Source organism: Aminobacter sp. 01T433, assembly GCF_056398585.1.
Map to the genome: position 1 here is coordinate 495,016 of NZ_JBFTPR010000001.1, position 14,748 is coordinate 509,763.

The following is a 14,748-nucleotide window of genomic DNA, read 5'->3' on the forward strand; positions in this document are numbered from 1 at the left end:
TTCTCGGAACATTCACTTAAAGGTTCGACATGCTCCGGTTCCTGTTGGGGCGGCTCGCCGTCCTCATCCCGACATTCATCGGGGTTTCCATCATTGCATTCTCGTTCATCCGACTTCTGCCCGGCGATCCTGTCGCCCTTTTGTCAGGCGAACGCGTCATGTCGCCAGAGCGGCACGCGGAAATCTCCGCCCAGCTCGGCTTCGACCGACCCATCGTCATCCAGTACCTCGACTATCTCTGGGGCGTTGTCCGTGGCGACTTCGGCACGTCGATCGTCACCAAGAGGCCGGTTGTCGACCAGTTCTTCGAACTGTTCCCGGCGACCGTCGAACTTTCGCTCTGCGCCATCATCTTCGCCCTCCTGCTAGGCATCCCCGCCGGCATTATCGCCGCGATCAAGCGCGGCTCCTTTGCCGACCAGGCGATGATGGGAACGGCACTCGTCGGCTTCTCCATGCCGATCTTCTGGTGGGGCCTGTTGCTGATCATGCTGATATCCGGCGTGCTCGGGTGGACGCCCGTCTCCGGCCGCATCTCGCTGATGTATTATTTCCCCTCCGTCACCGGCTTCATGCTGATCGACTCGCTGCTGTCCGGCCAAGCCGGCGCGTTCAAGTCGGCCGTCAGCCACCTGATCCTGCCGACCATCGTTTTGGGCACCATCCCGCTCGCCGTCATCGCACGCCAGACGCGCTCGGCGATGCTCGAAGTGCTGTCGGAGGATTATGTCCGCACGGCGCGTGCCAAGGGCCTTTCGACCTTCCGCGTCGTCGGCATCCATGCGCTGCGCAACGCCATGATCCCGGTCGTCACCACAGTCGGCCTGCAGGTCGGTGTGATGCTGGCCGGCGCGATCCTGACCGAGACGATCTTCTCCTGGCCGGGCATCGGCAAGTGGATGGTCGATTCCGTGTCGCGCCGCGACTATGCCGTCATCCAAGGTGGCCTGCTAATGATCGCTGCCGTGATCATGCTGGTGAACCTCGCCGTGGACCTGCTCTACGGTCTCATCAATCCGCGCATCCGGCACTAGGAGGACGTCATGTCTCAAGCTGCTGCAACAAGCGCCATTTCGACCGATCCGTCCCGCCGGGCGCGATTGGCTGAATTCTGGTACTATTTCTCCGAAAACCGTGGCGCCGTCATCGGCCTCGTGTTCTTCATTTTTCTGGTTATGCTGGCGATCTTCGCACCGTTGATCGCGCCGCATGATCCGACCCAGCAATACCGCGACGCGGTTCTGGTTCCGCCGTTCTGGCAGGAGGGCGGGCGCACCGACTTCCTGCTTGGCACCGACGCCGTCGGCCGCGACATGCTTTCGCGCCTGATCTACGGCACCCAGTTCTCGCTGTTTGTCGGCGTCATCGTGACGACGCTGTCGCTCGCCGTCGGGGTCACCTTCGGCGTCATCGCCGGCTACTACCGCGGCTGGGTCGACACCGTCATCATGCGCGTGATGGACATCATCCTCGCATTCCCGTCGCTGCTGCTGGCACTTGTGCTGGTTGCCATCCTCGGGCCGGGCCTGGTCAACGCGATGATCGCCATTTCGCTGGTGTACCAACCGCATTTCGTGCGCCTGGCGCGCGCCGCCGTAATGAGCGAAAAGACCCGCGACTACGTCGTCGCCGCCAAGGTCGCAGGGGCGAGCCATGCCCGCCTGATGTTCAAGACGATCCTGCCGAACTGCATGGCGCCGCTGATCGTCCAGGCAACGCTGTCGTTTTCGAGCGCCATTCTCGATGCGGCGGCACTGGGCTTCCTGGGCATGGGCGCGCAGCCGCCAACGCCGGAATGGGGCACCATGCTCGCCGAGGCACGCGAGTTCATCCAGAGCAAGTGGTGGGTGGTGACGCTCCCCGGCGTGGCGATCCTTATCACCGTGCTGGCGATCAACCTGATGGGCGATGGCCTGCGCGATGCGCTCGATCCCAAGCTGAAGAGGTCCTGACATGGCGCTTCTCGAAATCGAAAACCTGGTCGTCGAATTTGAGACGGCCTCCGGCCCCTTCCGGGCGGTTAACGGCGTGTCGATGAAGGTCCATGAGCGCGAGGTTCTCGCTATCGTCGGCGAGTCTGGCTCGGGCAAGTCGGTGTCGATGCTGGCCGCCATGGGGCTGTTGCCTTGGACAGCCAAGGTCACCGCCGACAAGCTGACCTTCAACGGCCGCGACCTGCTTTCCATGCCCGCCAACGAACGGCGCAAGATCATCGGCAAGGACATTGCCATGATCTTCCAGGAGCCGGTGGCGAGCCTGAACCCGTGCTTCACCGTCGGCTTCCAGATCGAGGAAGTCCTGCGTGTCCATTTGGGGCTCGACAAGGCCGCCCGCCGCAAGCGCGCGATCGAACTGTTTGAATCTGTCGGCATTCCCGACCCGGCCGATCGCCTTGGCTCCTATCCGCACCAGATGTCGGGCGGCCAGTGCCAGCGCGTGATGATCGCCATCGCGATTGCCTGCAATCCCAAGCTGCTCATCGCCGACGAGCCGACCACAGCACTCGACGTGACGATCCAGAAGCAGATCCTCGACCTGCTGATGAAGCTGCAGGCCGACCACGGCATGGGCCTGATCATGATCACCCACAATATGGGTGTCGTGGCCGAGACCGCCGACCGCGTCGTCGTGCAGTACAAGGGCCGAAAGATGGAAGAAGCCGACGTGCTGACGCTGTTCGAAAACCCGAAGAGCAACTACACGCGCGCGCTGCTGGCGGCACTGCCGGACAATGCGACGGGCGACCGCCTGCCGACGATCTCGGAACTCTTCGTCGACGACGAGAACCTGGAAGGGGCCGCACGATGAGCGTCATTCTCGAAGCGCGCAACATCGTGCGCGACTACCACGTGCCCGGCAGCTTTCTGAAGAAGGCCAAGACCGTGCACGCCGTCAAAGGCGTGAGCTTCACCGTCGAAAAGGGCAAGACCCTTGCCATCGTCGGCGAAAGCGGCTGTGGCAAGTCCACGCTCGGCCGCATCCTGACCCTGATCGACCCGGCAACCTCGGGCGACCTGCTGATCGAAGGCAAGAAGGTCGACATCGCCAAGGGCGATCTGACGCCGGAGATGCGCCGCAAGGTGCAGATCGTGTTCCAGAACCCCTATGGCTCGCTCAATCCGCGCCAGAAGATCGGCGACATCCTGACCGAGCCGCTGGTCATCAACACCGACACGCCCGCCGACGAACGACGCGACAGGGCGATGAAGCTGCTGAAGAAGGTTGGCCTCGAAGAGAAGCACTACAATCGCTACCCGCACATGTTTTCGGGCGGCCAGCGCCAGCGCATCGCCATCGCGCGCTCGCTGATGCTGAACCCGAAGCTGCTGGTGCTGGACGAGCCTGTCTCGGCGCTCGATTTGTCGGTGCAGGCCCAGGTGCTCAACCTTCTGGCCGACTTGCAGGACGAGTTCCAGCTGACCTACGTCTTCATCAGCCACGACTTGTCGGTGGTGCGCTACATCGCCGACGAGGTGATGGTGATGTATTTCGGCGAGGCGGTCGAATATGGCACCCGCGATGAGGTCTTTACCGACCCCAAGCACAGCTACACCAAGACGCTGTTTGCGGCGACGCCGCGCGCCGATGTCGAAAGCATCCGCGCCCGCCTGGCCAAGAAGAAGGCCGCCTGACGGCTGCCCCGAATCTTCGACTGACGGCTCAAAGTCTCGGCCCGGAAACCTGAAAACGGTTTCCGGGCCGACGCGTAGGTGGGTGTTTGAGAGCCGATCGTCGCTCAAAGAGCACAATGTTTTGGGCCAGAGGCCGAAAACGCCAATTTCGTCTCTCGCAAAACGGCTTTCCCGGATCATAATCCCGGCCATCAATTGACGGGCCGGCGATGTCGCTGCGCCGAAGGTTCAGGGGGCTGTCATGGCTGATTTCAAAATTTCCAGGCGCAAGGTACTGGCTGGGTCGGCATTGCTGCTGGCTTCGACCGCGCTGCCGTCGATTGGCTGGACGCAGGCCAGGAAGGGCGGGCGCCTGGTCGTTGCCGCCGATTCCGAGCCGCGCAATCTCAACCCGGCGATCGTTGCCTCCAACGGCGTGTTCTTCGTTTCGAGCAAGGTGATCGAGCCGCTGGCCGAAGCTTCCTTCGACGGCGAGGGCGGGCTCGCCCCGCGCCTTGCGACAAGCTGGGAAGGCTCCGCTGACGGGCTGTCGGTGACCTTCAAGCTGCGCGAGGGCGTGACCTGGCATGACGGCAAGCCGTTCACCTCGGCCGACGTGGCGTTTTCGGCGCTCAGCATCTGGAAGCCGCTGCAAAATCTCGGCCGCGTCGTCTTCAAGAACCTCGAAGCGGTGGAGACGCCCGACGCGCACACCGCCGTCTTCAAATTCTCCACGCCGACGCCGCTGCAGCTGATCAAGAACGCGCTGCCGGCGCTGACGTCGGTCGTGCCCAAGCATGTCTATGAAGGCACCGACATTGCCGCCAATCCGGCCAACAATGCGCCGATCGGCACCGGGCCGTTCAAGTTTGCCGAGCATAAGGCGGGCGAATATTACCGGCTTGAGCGCAACGACAAATACTGGCGCGAAGGCGAGCCGCAGCTCGACGAGATCATCTATCGTGTGCTGCCCGACCGTGCGGCTGCGGCCGGTGCGCTGGAGGCGGAAGAGATCCAGCTCGCTGCGTTTTCGGCGGTGCCCTTGGCCGACCTCGAGCGCATCTCCAAGGTGCCGGGCATCAGGGTCATCGGCGAGGGCTATGAGGCGCTGACCTATCAGCTCGTCGTCGAGATCAACCATCGCCGCAAGGAACTCGCCGACCTCAAGGTGCGCCAGGCGATCGCGCACGCCATCGACAAGGATTTTGTCGTCAAGACGATTTTCCTCGGCCATGCCACGCCCTCGACCGGGCCGGTGCCGGTCAACGACAAGCAGTTCTATTCAACTGACGTGCCGACTTACGCCTTCGATGTCGCCAAGGCCAATGCGCTGCTGGACGAGGCTGGTTATCCCAAGGGCGACAACGGCAACCGCTTCAGCCTGAAGCTTTTGCCCGCGCCTTATTTCAGCGAGACCAAGCAGTTTGGCGACTATCTGCGCCAGGCGCTCGCCGCCGTCGGTATCGATGCCGAGCTGGTCAACAACGATTCCGCCGCGCACCAGAAGGCGGTTTACACCGACCACGCCTTCGACCTTGCCATCGCGCCGCCGGTGTTCCGTGGCGACCCGGCGATCTCGACGACCATACTGGTGCAATCGGGCATCCCCGATGGCGTGCCCTTCTCAAACCAGGGCGGCTACAAGAACGCGGAACTGGACGCGCTGATCGCCAAGGCGGCGGAGACGCTGGACGACAAGGCTCGCACCGATCTCTACGACGAGTTCCAGAAGATGGTGGTCGAGGACCTGCCGCTGATCAACGTCGCCGAATGGGGCTTCATCACCGTTGCCCGCGACAGCGTGAAGAACGTCGCGAACAACCCGCGCTGGGCGGTTTCGAACTGGGCGGACACCTATGTCGAAACGTGACATCATCTTTCCAGTTGGGATGATGATCTGTTCGTAAGCATGCCCCTGGAAATTGCAGTGCCTAGAATGACCCCCCTCTGGCCTGCCGGCCATCTCCCCCTCAAGGGGGGAGATCAGCTGTCGCGGGTGTCAGCGTGCGTTCTTTCAACGTTGAAGATTAGGGGTAGGTTGGACGAGAGCTATTATCCCCCCCTGAGGGGGAGATGGCCGGCGGGCCAGAGGGGGGCGCCATCAAGCGCCGCCCTGCGTGGTCGTTTCAAAGTTGGGGCATCGGCGGTGCCGCGATGAACCGCGCGTTTCGCCTTCTCCGGCGCCGGCTAATTGGCAGCATTCCGGTGCTGCTGATCGTTGTCGTCGGCTCGTTCCTGCTGCTGGAGGCAGCGCCCGGCGATGCCGTCGACGCCTATATCGCTTCGGTCGGCGGCGACGCCGGCATGATCGAGGCGCTGCGGCAGAGCTGGGGGCTCGATGCTTCGCCGGCCACGCGGCTTGCCGCCTATCTCTGGTCGCTGCTGCATCTCGATCTCGGCCACTCTGTTGCCCTGTCGCGGCCGGTCCTGTCAGTCGTGCTGGAGCGGTTGCCGAACACGCTGTTGCTGATGGGCAGCGCCACAGCGCTGTCGTTCTTCCTTGGCACGGCGCTCGGCATCGTCGCGGGCTCGCGGCCGGGCAGCTTTCGCGACCGCTTTCTTTCGATCGGTTCGCTGGCGCTTTATGCCGTGCCTGGCTTCTGGCTCGCACTGGTGCTGACGATTGTCTTTTCGGTGCAACTGCGCTGGCTGCCGCTCTCCGGCATCGAGACGATTGCCTCTGACAAAACCGGTTTTTCGCGCGCGCTTGATATCGCCTGGCACCTCGTGCTGCCGGTGACGAGCCTCGGCATCATTTATCTCGCGCTCTATCTCAGGATGATGCGTGCCGGCATGGCCGAGGTCTGGCGCATGGATTTTACCCTTGCCGCGCGGGCCCGGGGCATCGGCCGCCGCCGCATCGTGCTGAGGCACGTCGCGCGCAATGCGCTGTTGCCGCTGGTCACCATGCTTGGCCTGCAGTCGGCGGCGATGCTCGGCGGCAGCGTCGTCATCGAAAGCGTGTTTTCCATTCCCGGCCTCGGCCGGCTGGCGCAGGAAGCGGTCGGGGCGCGTGACACACCACTGCTGATCGGCATCATCCTGGTCAGTGCCGTGCTGGTGATCCTGATCAACCTTGTCGTCGACCTGCTTTATGCCGTGCTCGATCCGCGCGTCGGCGCAAGCGAGGTGAACGTATGACGTTCTCTCGCCTGACACGCTCGCCCGAGGCTGTCGCCGGCTTCATCATTCTTGGCTGCCTGGTGCTGATGGCGCTGTTGGCACCGGTGCTGTTTCCACGCGACCCGCTTTCCATCGCTGGCCCCGCTTTGCTGCGGCCGTTTCAGGATTGGGCGACACCGCTCGGCACCGACAGGCTGGGCCGCGACGTGCTGGCCGGGCTGTTTCATGGCGCGCGCACCTCGCTTGCCGTAGGCCTTGCGGCGGCTGCCGCCTCGATCCTTGTCGGCAGTATTGTTGGGACCGTCGCCGGCTTTGCCGGTGGGCTTGTCGACGAGGTGCTGATGCGCATCACCGACGCTTTCCAGACCGTGCCCGGCTTCTTGCTGTCGCTGGCGCTGGTCAGCGTTGTCGGACCTTCGCTCGGCGTCGTCGTGGTAGCGATTGCGCTCAGCGCCTGGACCGGGCCGGCGCGCATCGCGCGTGCCGAAGTTCTGTCGATCCGCGAGCGCGATTATGTCGCCAGCGCGAGGGTGATCGGCATGCATCCGCTTGAGATCGCGTTCCGAGAGGTGCTGCCCAACGCGCTGCCGCCGGTGCTGGCGCTTTCGTCAGTGATCGTGGCGGCGGCGATCCTGACCGAGGCGGCGCTGTCGTTCCTCGGCCTCGGCGACCCCAACCGCGTCACCTGGGGCGGCATGATCGCGGAGGGCAGGGCGGTGCTGCGCTCGGCACCCTTCCTGTCGATCATCCCCGGCATCGCCTTGGTGCTCGCCGTGCTCGGCGTCTACCTCGCCGGCGAGGGCATCGTCGAAAGCGCGGCGACCAAGCGGGGGAATTCGTGATGCCGCTGCTCACCGTGCGCGGGCTGGGTGTCCACTATGGCAATGATGTCCTGGCGCTTGAAGGTGTCGATGTCGACCTCGATGCCGGCGAGCGGCTGGCGGTCATTGGCGAGAGCGGTTCCGGCAAGAGCACGCTCGCACGCGCCATCGCTGGGCTTTTGCCACCTGCAGCGAAGGTTACAGGCAGCATCGACTGGCCGGAACTGGGGCGGGTGGCGCGAAACGGCCGCGACATCGGGTTCGTTTTCCAGGATCCGGCATCGAGCCTCGATCCCGTCATGAATGTCGGCGACCAGGTCGCCGAGGTGGTCCATGTCAATCTCGACATGACATGGCCGGCGGCGCGGCGGCTGGCGGTCGAACTGCTCGACAGGGTCAAGCTGCCGGAACCGCCAGCAACCGCAAAAGCCTATCCGCACCAGCTTTCCGGCGGCCAGAAACAGCGCGTGGCGATAGCGGCGGCGATTGCCGCTGGACCACGGTTGTTGATCGCCGACGAGGCAACGAGCGCGCTCGATACCATCGTCCAGGCCGAGATCGTTTCGCTGATCCGGGGGCTGGTCGACGAGGACGGCATGGCGCTGTTGTTCGTCAGCCACGATATCGCGCTGGCTGCGAACCTCGCCGACCGCATCGCCGTGTTCCGGCATGGACGGCTGGTCGAGACGGGTTCCGCAGGACCGCTGATTGCGGCACCTACCAGCGACTACACCCACGCACTGCTTGATGCGCATCTGGGGCTCGATGCATGACCGCCCCGCTGCTTGAGGTCGCGGGCCTGTCAAAACGTTTTGCGCGCGGCGGCAGGAATTTCGTCGCGCTCGACGGCGTAGGCTTTTCGATTGCGGCGGGCGAAACACTTGCGCTGGTAGGTCCCTCCGGCAGCGGCAAGTCGACGGTGGCGCGTATCCTGCTGCGGCTCGTCGAGGCCGATGCGGGCAGCATTCGTTTCCAGGGACAGGATCTGCTGGCGCTGCATGGTGCTGCGCTGCGCTCGGTTCGGGCAAAACTGCAGATGGTGTTCCAGGACCCGCAGGCGGCTTTCAACCCGCGCGCGACGGTGGCGCGTCTGCTCGACGATCCGCTGCGCATCCACGGCATTGTCGACAGAGGCGGGAGGCCCAAGGCCATCGCGGCACTGCTGGAGCGTGTCGGGCTGTCGCCAGAGCTCGCCGGCCGCGCCGTGCACGAAATCTCGGGCGGGCAGCGCCAGCGCGTGGCGATAGCGCGCGCGTTTGCTACCAAGCCATCGCTGATCGTGCTCGACGAGGCGGTGTCGGCGCTGGATGTTTTGGTGCGCGCCGATATCCTGCGCCTGCTTGCCGATCTGCAAAAGGACGAGGGCATCGCTTACCTTTTCATTTCGCACGATCTCGGCGCGGTGCGCAGCACAGCCCATCGCATCGCCATCATGGATGGCGGCAAGATCGTCGAACAGGGCCCGGCTCGGGCGGTGATCGAAAGCCCTGCTTCCGCGACCGGCAAGGCGCTGGTTGCCGCAACGCCCGAACTGCCGCGTGCCAAGGAGAATGCATCGTGACCGATCCCGCATTGAGGGCTGAAAAGCTCGCCGCCGAACTGGATGCGGCCTTTCGCAACCGCGCCGACCTTTACCGGCTGATGCTGGACGAGCTCGTCGCCGAGTTCGGCGACGACAAGGCCGAAGAGATCCTGGTGCGGGCGATCGAAAAGCGCGGCCGCGAGGTCGCCGAGGTGGCCTTCGCCCAGTTCGGGCCCAACGACGCGCGCGCCATCGGTGAGGCCTTTCTGGCGGTCAGCCCAGATGGCGGGCGCATGTATCCGACCGATGTCGAGCGCAGCGACAGCCACATCGCCTTCAAGGTCAAACGCTGCCCGCTCAAGGACGCCTGGGTGGGCGCCGGTGTCGCCGACGACAGGCTGGCCACGCTGTGCCGGATCGCGGGTGCTTTCGACCGAGGCCTGTTTGAGGCAACCGGCATTCGCTTCGACAATGTCACCTGGACGCCCGGCCACGGCTCGGGCTGCTGCCACATCTGCCTGACCGATCGGGACGGCTGAACAAGCCAAGGTTGCACACGATGGACTTGGGCCGCCCGATCATGCGACGATTCTTCCACCGGCGTGAGTCGTGGGCCGGCAACATGAGGCAAGGCGATGTATAAGTTCGAGGTCTACAAGGACAAGGGCGGCGAGTTTCGGTTCCGCTTCCGGGCGTCCAACGGCGAGGTGATGTTCGGTTCGGAAGGCTATGCGGCCAAGGCATCGGCGCTGAAGGCGATCGAATCCATCAGGAAGAACGCACCAACTGCTGCCGTCGAAGACCAGACCTCGGCCATCGCCTGATTTGGAGCGCTGCGTGTCTATGTGGGCGCGAAAAGGACGTCGTTGAACCTGCGCATCGTATTTTTCCGAAAACCCACGCCGGTATTCGGGCCGACGCGCTAAACCAGGAGAGATCAAATGGGTATCGAAAGCCTTCTTGTCTTCCTTATCGTCGGTGCGGTCGCCGGCTGGCTCGCGGGCCAACTCGTCAAGGGTTACGGCTTCGGCCTGCTCGGCAACATCGTGGTCGGCATCGTCGGCGCGCTGATCGCCGGCTGGCTGTTTCCGTTCATCGGCATCGGCCTGGGCTCGGGCATGGTCGGGGCGATCATCCACGCCACAATTGGCGCGGTGATCCTGCTGGTGTTGCTCAGGCTGGTAAAACAGGCCTAGCGGAAGCCACCGACAAAAAGCCAAAGAGGCGGCCCCGGTTACTTCGGGCCGCCTTTTTCATAGAGCCTGTTTTATTCCGATCTAGGCGCGCATGGGGAATACGATCGTGACCTTGAGGCCGGGGTGGTTGTCGTCGAGCTTCAGTGTCGCGCCATGCAGATCGGCGATGGCGCGAACCAGGCTGAGGCCGAGCCCGCTGCCCGGCGTCGTGCGGCTCTTTTCGGTGCGATAGAGACGCTGGAACACCTTTTCGCGCTCGACCGGCGCAATGCCGGGACCATTGTCGCAGATCTCGGTGACCACCATATCGCCGAGATTTTTGGCCGACATGGTGATGCGCGTTCCCGGAGGGCAATGGCGGATGGCGTTCTCGACAAGATTTGCGAACATCTGGACGAGCAATTCGTGGTCGCCAGAGATCGGATGAAGGCCGCTAAAATCGCCTGAGGCGGCCAAGACCTTGCCATCGTCTTCGGCGACATCGGCGTAGATTTCAGCGATAAAGCTCATGATCTCGTCGAGATCGATGGCCGCGAACCGGGCCTTGCGTGAACCTGCCTCGATCTGGGCGATGCGCAGCAGCGCGTCGAAGGTTTCGTTGATGCGGTCGCTTTCGACACGCGCCTCGTTCAGCTCATCACGGACCGGTTTGCCGCGCTCATCATTGCCGATGGCGGTGTCGATGGTCATCTTGAGTCGATTGAGCGGCGTCTTGAGGTCATGGGCGATGTCCGTGCTGACCTGTTTCATCCCCTCCACAAGGGCCGCGAGCCTTTCCAGCGCGGTGTTGATCTGGCTTGAAACGGCGTCGATGTCGTCGCCATTGCCGGTCAGCGGGATGCGCGAGCCGAGCTTGCCGTTGGAGACGTCGTCCATGGTGTCGGCGATGCTGTCGAGGCGGCTGCGGATGCGGGCGGCGAGGAATGCGCTGAGCGCGAAGGCTGTGACCGTGATGATGGCGAGTGCCCAGCCCATGCTCTTCAGCGCGATCAATGCCAGCCGGTCCGTCTCGGCGAGGCTGAGCCCCACCGACAGCCAGTTGTTGCCGACCTTGCCGGAGACGATGCGGTAGTTGCCGTCGCCGCTCAGGCCGGCTTCTTCGGCCGAAAGCATCGAAATGCCGCTTGCGGTGGGGGGCTTGGAGAAATTGCCGGCAAGGCGTTTGCCCGCCGGGTCGAGCAGGACGAAGATCCGGTCCTCGGGGTTGGAGAGCCGCGAATAGATGTCAACTGCGCCGACAATGTCTTCGAGGTCGCCGTCGGCATCGGTCGCGGCGACGACCGCCCAGATTTCGCGCGCCGAATTGTCGAGCCCGGTCGACAGCTCGGTTCTCATCAACTGGTAGGCAATGAAGCCCATGGCCAGGAAGGCGCTGACGAACAGGGTTCCGAAACCCAGCGCCAGACGGAACGGCGTGCTGCGAAAAAGGTTAGGTCGGAGCATGCAGGCTATAGCCTGTGTTGCGCACGGTATGCAGCAAGGGCGCGTCGAAGGGACGGTCGATCTTGGCGCGAAGCCGGCTCATATGGGTTTCGACGACACTGGTCTTGGGATCGAAATGCAGGTCCCAGACGCGCTCGAGCAGCATGGTGCGGGTGAGCACGCGGCCCTCGTTGCGCATCAGGATTTCGAGCAGCTTGAACTCGCGCGGCTGCAGCTCGATCGGCTGCCCACGCCTGGTGACGCGCCGCTTGATCACATCGAGTTCGAGATCAGCGACAGCCAGCACCGTCTTTTGGTCCTGCACCGGCGGCCGGCGCGACAGCGCGTTGACCCGCGCCAAAAGTTCGGAAAAGGCAAAAGGTTTGACCAGATAGTCGTCACCGCCGGCTTCGAGCCCTTCGACACGGTCGTCGACCCCACCGATCGAGGTGAGAAACAGCACCGGCGTCTTCACATTGGCCGCACGCAGCGCCTTGACGAGGGAAAGCCCGTCGAGATTGGGGATCATCCGGTCCATGACCAGCACGTCATAGGCGGTTCGCATCGCATGAAACAACGCGTCCTGGCCATCGCCGATGACGTCGCAGAGATGCCCTGCCTCCGAAAACCCTCTGGCGGTGTAGTCGGCGGTCTTCCTGTCGTCTTCAACGACAAGTATGCGCATGCTGTCTTGCCCCGCTCCGCGTCGCCCAGCCATCAGCCTCATCGGGCCGGCCGTAGGGTGCTGTAATAGCACTTCGTGGTCATTCCGTGGAAGCCGGTGAGGCAGGCGAGGTGCCAGGCGCCAGCATCCGGCGCAGCGTGCCGTCCTTGAGCACGAAATGATGGAACAAGGCGGCAGCTGCGTGAACGCCGATCAGCACGATGAATGCCGGCTTGGCGAGGGTGTGCACTTCGCCCATCCAGGGCCAGGTGTAGTAGGCAAGCAGCCCGGTTATGGGCGTGGCGAACAGCAGGCAGTAGAAGGCCAGGTGGGTGGCCTTGGCGGCAAAATTCATCCAGGCGGGCGCTGCCGGCTCGACCGGCGGGGCGCCTAGCGTTGCGCGCAGGCCAAGCCGCACGATCACCAGCGCAAGGATCGCCAGCCCGACCCAATAGTGAGCCGATGCAAGGGTCTGGTCGGCAGGCGAGACCTGGCGGCCCCTGGCGATGGCCCTGACGGCGGCATTCATGCTTTCGCCGAACAGCAATTGAAACACCACCAGCGCCGCCACAAGCCAATGAAGCATGATCTGGAAACGGGAATAGCCTGCCGAAGGGGTCATTCAATCATCCTTGTGCATCCTTATGCCGAGGCCCGGCGGGAGCGGACGCCCCCGCCGGAATTTCAAAGCGCATGATGCAAAGCCCGTCATTCGGGCGCGGCTTCGCCTGTCGTTGTCACCATACCGCTCCTGCCTGCCTGCGTCAGGGTCATGAACAGGATCAGCGAGGCAATGCAAAACAGGAAGATAAAGCTGGTCACCGTCGTGCCGAAGCCGAGGCCGCCATGTTCCGCCGGCTGCGCAAACAGGTCGCCGAACGACGCGCCCAGCGGCCGGGTCAGGATATAGGCGAGCCAGAAAGCCAGGATGCCGTTCAGATTGAGCGCGTAATAGGCAAAGGCGATCGCGGCGATGATCGAGCCGAAGATGACGCCGGTCTGCAGGTAGCCAAGCCCCAGCCCTTCGGCGGTCAGATCGCCTGCGGCGGTTCCAAGCGCGAAGGTGAACAAGACCGCGAGCCAGTAGAAGGTTTCGCGCCTGGTGGTGGTGATCGTGTGGATCGAAAGCGTCCTTTCTGACGCGTACCAGAGCGTGAAGGTGGCGGCCAGCAAGACGCTGAAGAGCAGCGTCGTCGTTTGCAGGCTGACGCCGAAATTGTCGACGAGATTGTCTGTCACCAGCGTGCCGACGACGCTGATCAGCACCACTGTCACCCAGTAGATCCACGGAACGTAGCGGATCTGGGCGAATTGCAGGGCAAGGGCCACGATCAGAAGACCGCTCAGGATCCACGATGTGGTCGCCAGGCCCATATCGAGGTCGAGGTTCATGTAATCGGCGGCTGTTTCGCCGACGGTCACCGCCAGCAGCTTGATCAGCCAGAAATCGAATGTGACCGCAGGGACCTTGTTTAGCATCTGCGCACGGTTAGTTCGCGTCGTCATGACGTTGTTCCTCGTTGCAGGGACTGTTGGGGAAGATGCGGGGGGAGGTGCTGGCGCTATTTGCCGAGCACCTGCAGCGCTTGTTGGAAGAATGCGTCGGCACCTGCATCGTCGTCGGCCTTGCAGCGCTCAAGGCCCTTGCCCTTGAGGTCGACGGCCTTGGCCTTTTCGGTGTCGGCTGCTTTCGTCGCCTTCATCGCGGCATTGACGTCGCTCAGCATCTGTTCGCACGGCACCGGAGCGGTGGCAGCCAGGGCGAAAGAGGGAATCGAGCCGAGAGCGGCGGCGAGTGCAAAGGCAGCGACAGCAATAGATTTCGTCATATCCATCATCCCGTTGGAAGCCGGAAGGTCCGGCTGTTTTGACAATTTCCGGCCCGAGAGGTTTGGCCGGCAGGGAGATGTCTACGGTGCCGAGGTCTACTGGTCCTGTCTGAGGCCATACGGTTTTGTAAGAAACGCAATCCGGTCAGCGACAAGGGACGGCGAACGCCTTTATCGAACCGCAATGCACAGTTTTTTCCGGCGTCTTCGACGTGCCGGCTCAATCAGGGTCGACTGGTTTCCAGTCGAAATGCAATTCCTCGCGGAAAGCGAAACGCACGATATGGTCGACCACGACCTGCTCAAGTCGCGGCAGGTCGGCTGCCTCCAGTTCGACCGTCAGGGCTGAATCGCCCGCGCTCAGGTCGACCAATCTGCCTTCGCCAAGATCGATGCGTCCCTGGACAGGCGAGAACTCGACTTTGAATTTGTGGCCCCAGTGCTTGCAGAGCTGCTGAAGGTAGCGGCTTGCATGTTTTGTCGTGACGACAGCTTTTGACTTGGGCATCGCGCCTGGTTCCTTGTTTCGCCTGGTTCGAATGTCGCGCCCGGATGGTCGC

Annotated in this window: 18 protein-coding genes; 12 read left to right on the forward strand and 6 right to left on the reverse strand. The window is 63.3% G+C overall.

Annotated features, from left to right (window positions below; translation table 11 throughout):
* Window positions 1-29 precede the first annotated feature (29 nt).
* From AC1DLV_RS02500 to AC1DLV_RS02555, 12 genes are all read left to right on the forward strand, one after another.
* The gene (locus AC1DLV_RS02500) at window positions 30-1,034 is read left to right on the forward strand and encodes an ABC transporter permease subunit (RefSeq protein ID WP_476799647.1); all 1,005 of its coding nucleotides are present in this window, start codon (window positions 30-32) and stop codon (window positions 1,032-1,034) included.
* Between the two features lie 9 nt (window positions 1,035-1,043).
* Complete coding sequence (locus tag AC1DLV_RS02505; RefSeq protein ID WP_476799646.1) at window positions 1,044-1,952, forward strand: ABC transporter permease subunit; 909 nt, start codon at window positions 1,044-1,046, stop codon at window positions 1,950-1,952.
* 1 nt (window position 1,953) lies between these two features.
* On the forward strand, window positions 1,954-2,808 hold the full coding sequence (locus tag AC1DLV_RS02510; RefSeq protein WP_476799645.1) for an ABC transporter ATP-binding protein: 855 nt from the start codon (window positions 1,954-1,956) through the stop codon (window positions 2,806-2,808).
* Window positions 2,805-3,632: an ABC transporter ATP-binding protein gene (locus tag AC1DLV_RS02515; protein ID WP_476799644.1), complete on the forward strand. Its 828-nt coding sequence runs from the start codon at window positions 2,805-2,807 to the stop codon at window positions 3,630-3,632. The genes AC1DLV_RS02510 and AC1DLV_RS02515 overlap by 4 nt, the downstream gene beginning before the upstream one ends.
* A gap of 241 nt (window positions 3,633-3,873) precedes the next feature.
* The gene (locus AC1DLV_RS02520) at window positions 3,874-5,481 is read left to right on the forward strand and encodes an ABC transporter substrate-binding protein (protein ID WP_476799643.1); all 1,608 of its coding nucleotides are present in this window, start codon (window positions 3,874-3,876) and stop codon (window positions 5,479-5,481) included.
* Between the two features lie 284 nt (window positions 5,482-5,765).
* Window positions 5,766-6,752 (forward strand): ABC transporter permease, encoded by a 987-nt coding sequence (locus tag AC1DLV_RS02525; RefSeq protein ID WP_476799836.1) that lies wholly within the window; start codon window positions 5,766-5,768, stop codon window positions 6,750-6,752.
* Window positions 6,749-7,576 carry an ABC transporter permease gene (locus tag AC1DLV_RS02530; RefSeq protein WP_476799642.1) on the forward strand — a complete coding sequence of 276 codons (828 nt, stop codon included), beginning with the start codon at window positions 6,749-6,751 and terminating at the stop codon, window positions 7,574-7,576. The genes AC1DLV_RS02525 and AC1DLV_RS02530 overlap by 4 nt, the downstream gene beginning before the upstream one ends.
* Window positions 7,576-8,328: an ABC transporter ATP-binding protein gene (locus AC1DLV_RS02535; RefSeq protein ID WP_476799641.1), complete on the forward strand. Its 753-nt coding sequence runs from the start codon at window positions 7,576-7,578 to the stop codon at window positions 8,326-8,328. The genes AC1DLV_RS02530 and AC1DLV_RS02535 overlap by 1 nt, the downstream gene beginning before the upstream one ends.
* Entirely contained in the window at window positions 8,325-9,116 is a 792-nt protein-coding gene (locus AC1DLV_RS02540; protein ID WP_476799640.1) for an ATP-binding cassette domain-containing protein, read from the forward strand. The genes AC1DLV_RS02535 and AC1DLV_RS02540 overlap by 4 nt, the downstream gene beginning before the upstream one ends.
* The gene (locus AC1DLV_RS02545; RefSeq protein WP_476799639.1) at window positions 9,113-9,616 is read left to right on the forward strand and encodes an L-2-amino-thiazoline-4-carboxylic acid hydrolase; all 504 of its coding nucleotides are present in this window, start codon (window positions 9,113-9,115) and stop codon (window positions 9,614-9,616) included. Before AC1DLV_RS02540 ends, AC1DLV_RS02545 begins: the two co-directional genes overlap by 4 nt.
* Window positions 9,617-9,712: 96 nt before the next feature.
* Window positions 9,713-9,901, forward strand: a complete 189-nt coding sequence (locus AC1DLV_RS02550; RefSeq protein ID WP_476799638.1) for a YegP family protein — start codon at window positions 9,713-9,715, stop codon at window positions 9,899-9,901.
* Window positions 9,902-10,018: 117 nt separating this feature from the next.
* The gene (locus AC1DLV_RS02555; protein ID WP_476799637.1) at window positions 10,019-10,273 is read left to right on the forward strand and encodes a GlsB/YeaQ/YmgE family stress response membrane protein; all 255 of its coding nucleotides are present in this window, start codon (window positions 10,019-10,021) and stop codon (window positions 10,271-10,273) included.
* 81 nt (window positions 10,274-10,354) lie between these two features.
* Here AC1DLV_RS02555 and AC1DLV_RS02560 read toward each other — a convergent pair whose 3' ends face one another.
* The 6 genes from AC1DLV_RS02560 to AC1DLV_RS02585 all read right to left on the reverse strand — a co-directional run bounded on the left by AC1DLV_RS02560 (window position 10,355) and on the right by AC1DLV_RS02585 (window position 14,696).
* Window positions 10,355-11,716 (reverse strand): sensor histidine kinase, encoded by a 1,362-nt coding sequence (locus AC1DLV_RS02560; RefSeq protein ID WP_476799636.1) that lies wholly within the window; start codon window positions 11,714-11,716, stop codon window positions 10,355-10,357.
* Window positions 11,703-12,380 carry a winged helix-turn-helix domain-containing protein gene (locus AC1DLV_RS02565; RefSeq protein WP_476781784.1) on the reverse strand — a complete coding sequence of 226 codons (678 nt, stop codon included), beginning with the start codon at window positions 12,378-12,380 and terminating at the stop codon, window positions 11,703-11,705. The genes AC1DLV_RS02560 and AC1DLV_RS02565 overlap by 14 nt, the downstream gene beginning before the upstream one ends.
* Window positions 12,381-12,459: 79 nt before the next feature.
* Window positions 12,460-12,981 carry a cytochrome b gene (locus tag AC1DLV_RS02570; RefSeq protein WP_476799635.1) on the reverse strand — a complete coding sequence of 174 codons (522 nt, stop codon included), beginning with the start codon at window positions 12,979-12,981 and terminating at the stop codon, window positions 12,460-12,462.
* An 86-nt stretch (window positions 12,982-13,067) separates the two neighbouring features.
* Entirely contained in the window at window positions 13,068-13,865 is a 798-nt protein-coding gene (locus AC1DLV_RS02575; RefSeq protein WP_476799634.1) for a COG4705 family protein, read from the reverse strand.
* A 56-nt stretch (window positions 13,866-13,921) separates the two neighbouring features.
* On the reverse strand, window positions 13,922-14,188 hold the full coding sequence (locus AC1DLV_RS02580) for a hypothetical protein (protein WP_476799633.1): 267 nt from the start codon (window positions 14,186-14,188) through the stop codon (window positions 13,922-13,924).
* Between the two features lie 220 nt (window positions 14,189-14,408).
* Window positions 14,409-14,696, reverse strand: coding sequence for a DUF2218 domain-containing protein (locus AC1DLV_RS02585; RefSeq protein WP_476799632.1), 288 nt, complete (start codon window positions 14,694-14,696; stop codon window positions 14,409-14,411).
* Window positions 14,697-14,748 lie beyond the last annotated feature (52 nt).

Coding starts and splice junctions, on each gene's coding strand:
- AC1DLV_RS02500 (WP_476799647.1), top strand. CDS start 30: ATGCTCCGGTTCCTGTTGGGGCGGCTCGCCGTCCTCATCCCGACATTC.
- AC1DLV_RS02505 (WP_476799646.1), top strand. CDS start 1,044: ATGTCTCAAGCTGCTGCAACAAGCGCCATTTCGACCGATCCGTCCCGC.
- AC1DLV_RS02510 (WP_476799645.1), top strand. CDS start 1,954: ATGGCGCTTCTCGAAATCGAAAACCTGGTCGTCGAATTTGAGACGGCC.
- AC1DLV_RS02515 (WP_476799644.1), top strand. CDS start 2,805: ATGAGCGTCATTCTCGAAGCGCGCAACATCGTGCGCGACTACCACGTG.
- AC1DLV_RS02520 (WP_476799643.1), top strand. CDS start 3,874: ATGGCTGATTTCAAAATTTCCAGGCGCAAGGTACTGGCTGGGTCGGCA.
- AC1DLV_RS02525 (WP_476799836.1), top strand. CDS start 5,766: ATGAACCGCGCGTTTCGCCTTCTCCGGCGCCGGCTAATTGGCAGCATT.
- AC1DLV_RS02530 (WP_476799642.1), top strand. CDS start 6,749: ATGACGTTCTCTCGCCTGACACGCTCGCCCGAGGCTGTCGCCGGCTTC.
- AC1DLV_RS02535 (WP_476799641.1), top strand. CDS start 7,576: ATGCCGCTGCTCACCGTGCGCGGGCTGGGTGTCCACTATGGCAATGAT.
- AC1DLV_RS02540 (WP_476799640.1), top strand. CDS start 8,325: ATGACCGCCCCGCTGCTTGAGGTCGCGGGCCTGTCAAAACGTTTTGCG.
- AC1DLV_RS02550 (WP_476799638.1), top strand. CDS start 9,713: ATGTATAAGTTCGAGGTCTACAAGGACAAGGGCGGCGAGTTTCGGTTC.
- AC1DLV_RS02555 (WP_476799637.1), top strand. CDS start 10,019: ATGGGTATCGAAAGCCTTCTTGTCTTCCTTATCGTCGGTGCGGTCGCC.
- AC1DLV_RS02560 (WP_476799636.1), bottom strand. CDS start 11,716: ATGCTCCGACCTAACCTTTTTCGCAGCACGCCGTTCCGTCTGGCGCTG.
- AC1DLV_RS02565 (WP_476781784.1), bottom strand. CDS start 12,380: ATGCGCATACTTGTCGTTGAAGACGACAGGAAGACCGCCGACTACACC.
- AC1DLV_RS02570 (WP_476799635.1), bottom strand. CDS start 12,981: ATGACCCCTTCGGCAGGCTATTCCCGTTTCCAGATCATGCTTCATTGG.
- AC1DLV_RS02575 (WP_476799634.1), bottom strand. CDS start 13,865: ATGACGACGCGAACTAACCGTGCGCAGATGCTAAACAAGGTCCCTGCG.
- AC1DLV_RS02580 (WP_476799633.1), bottom strand. CDS start 14,188: ATGACGAAATCTATTGCTGTCGCTGCCTTTGCACTCGCCGCCGCTCTC.
- AC1DLV_RS02585 (WP_476799632.1), bottom strand. CDS start 14,696: ATGCCCAAGTCAAAAGCTGTCGTCACGACAAAACATGCAAGCCGCTAC.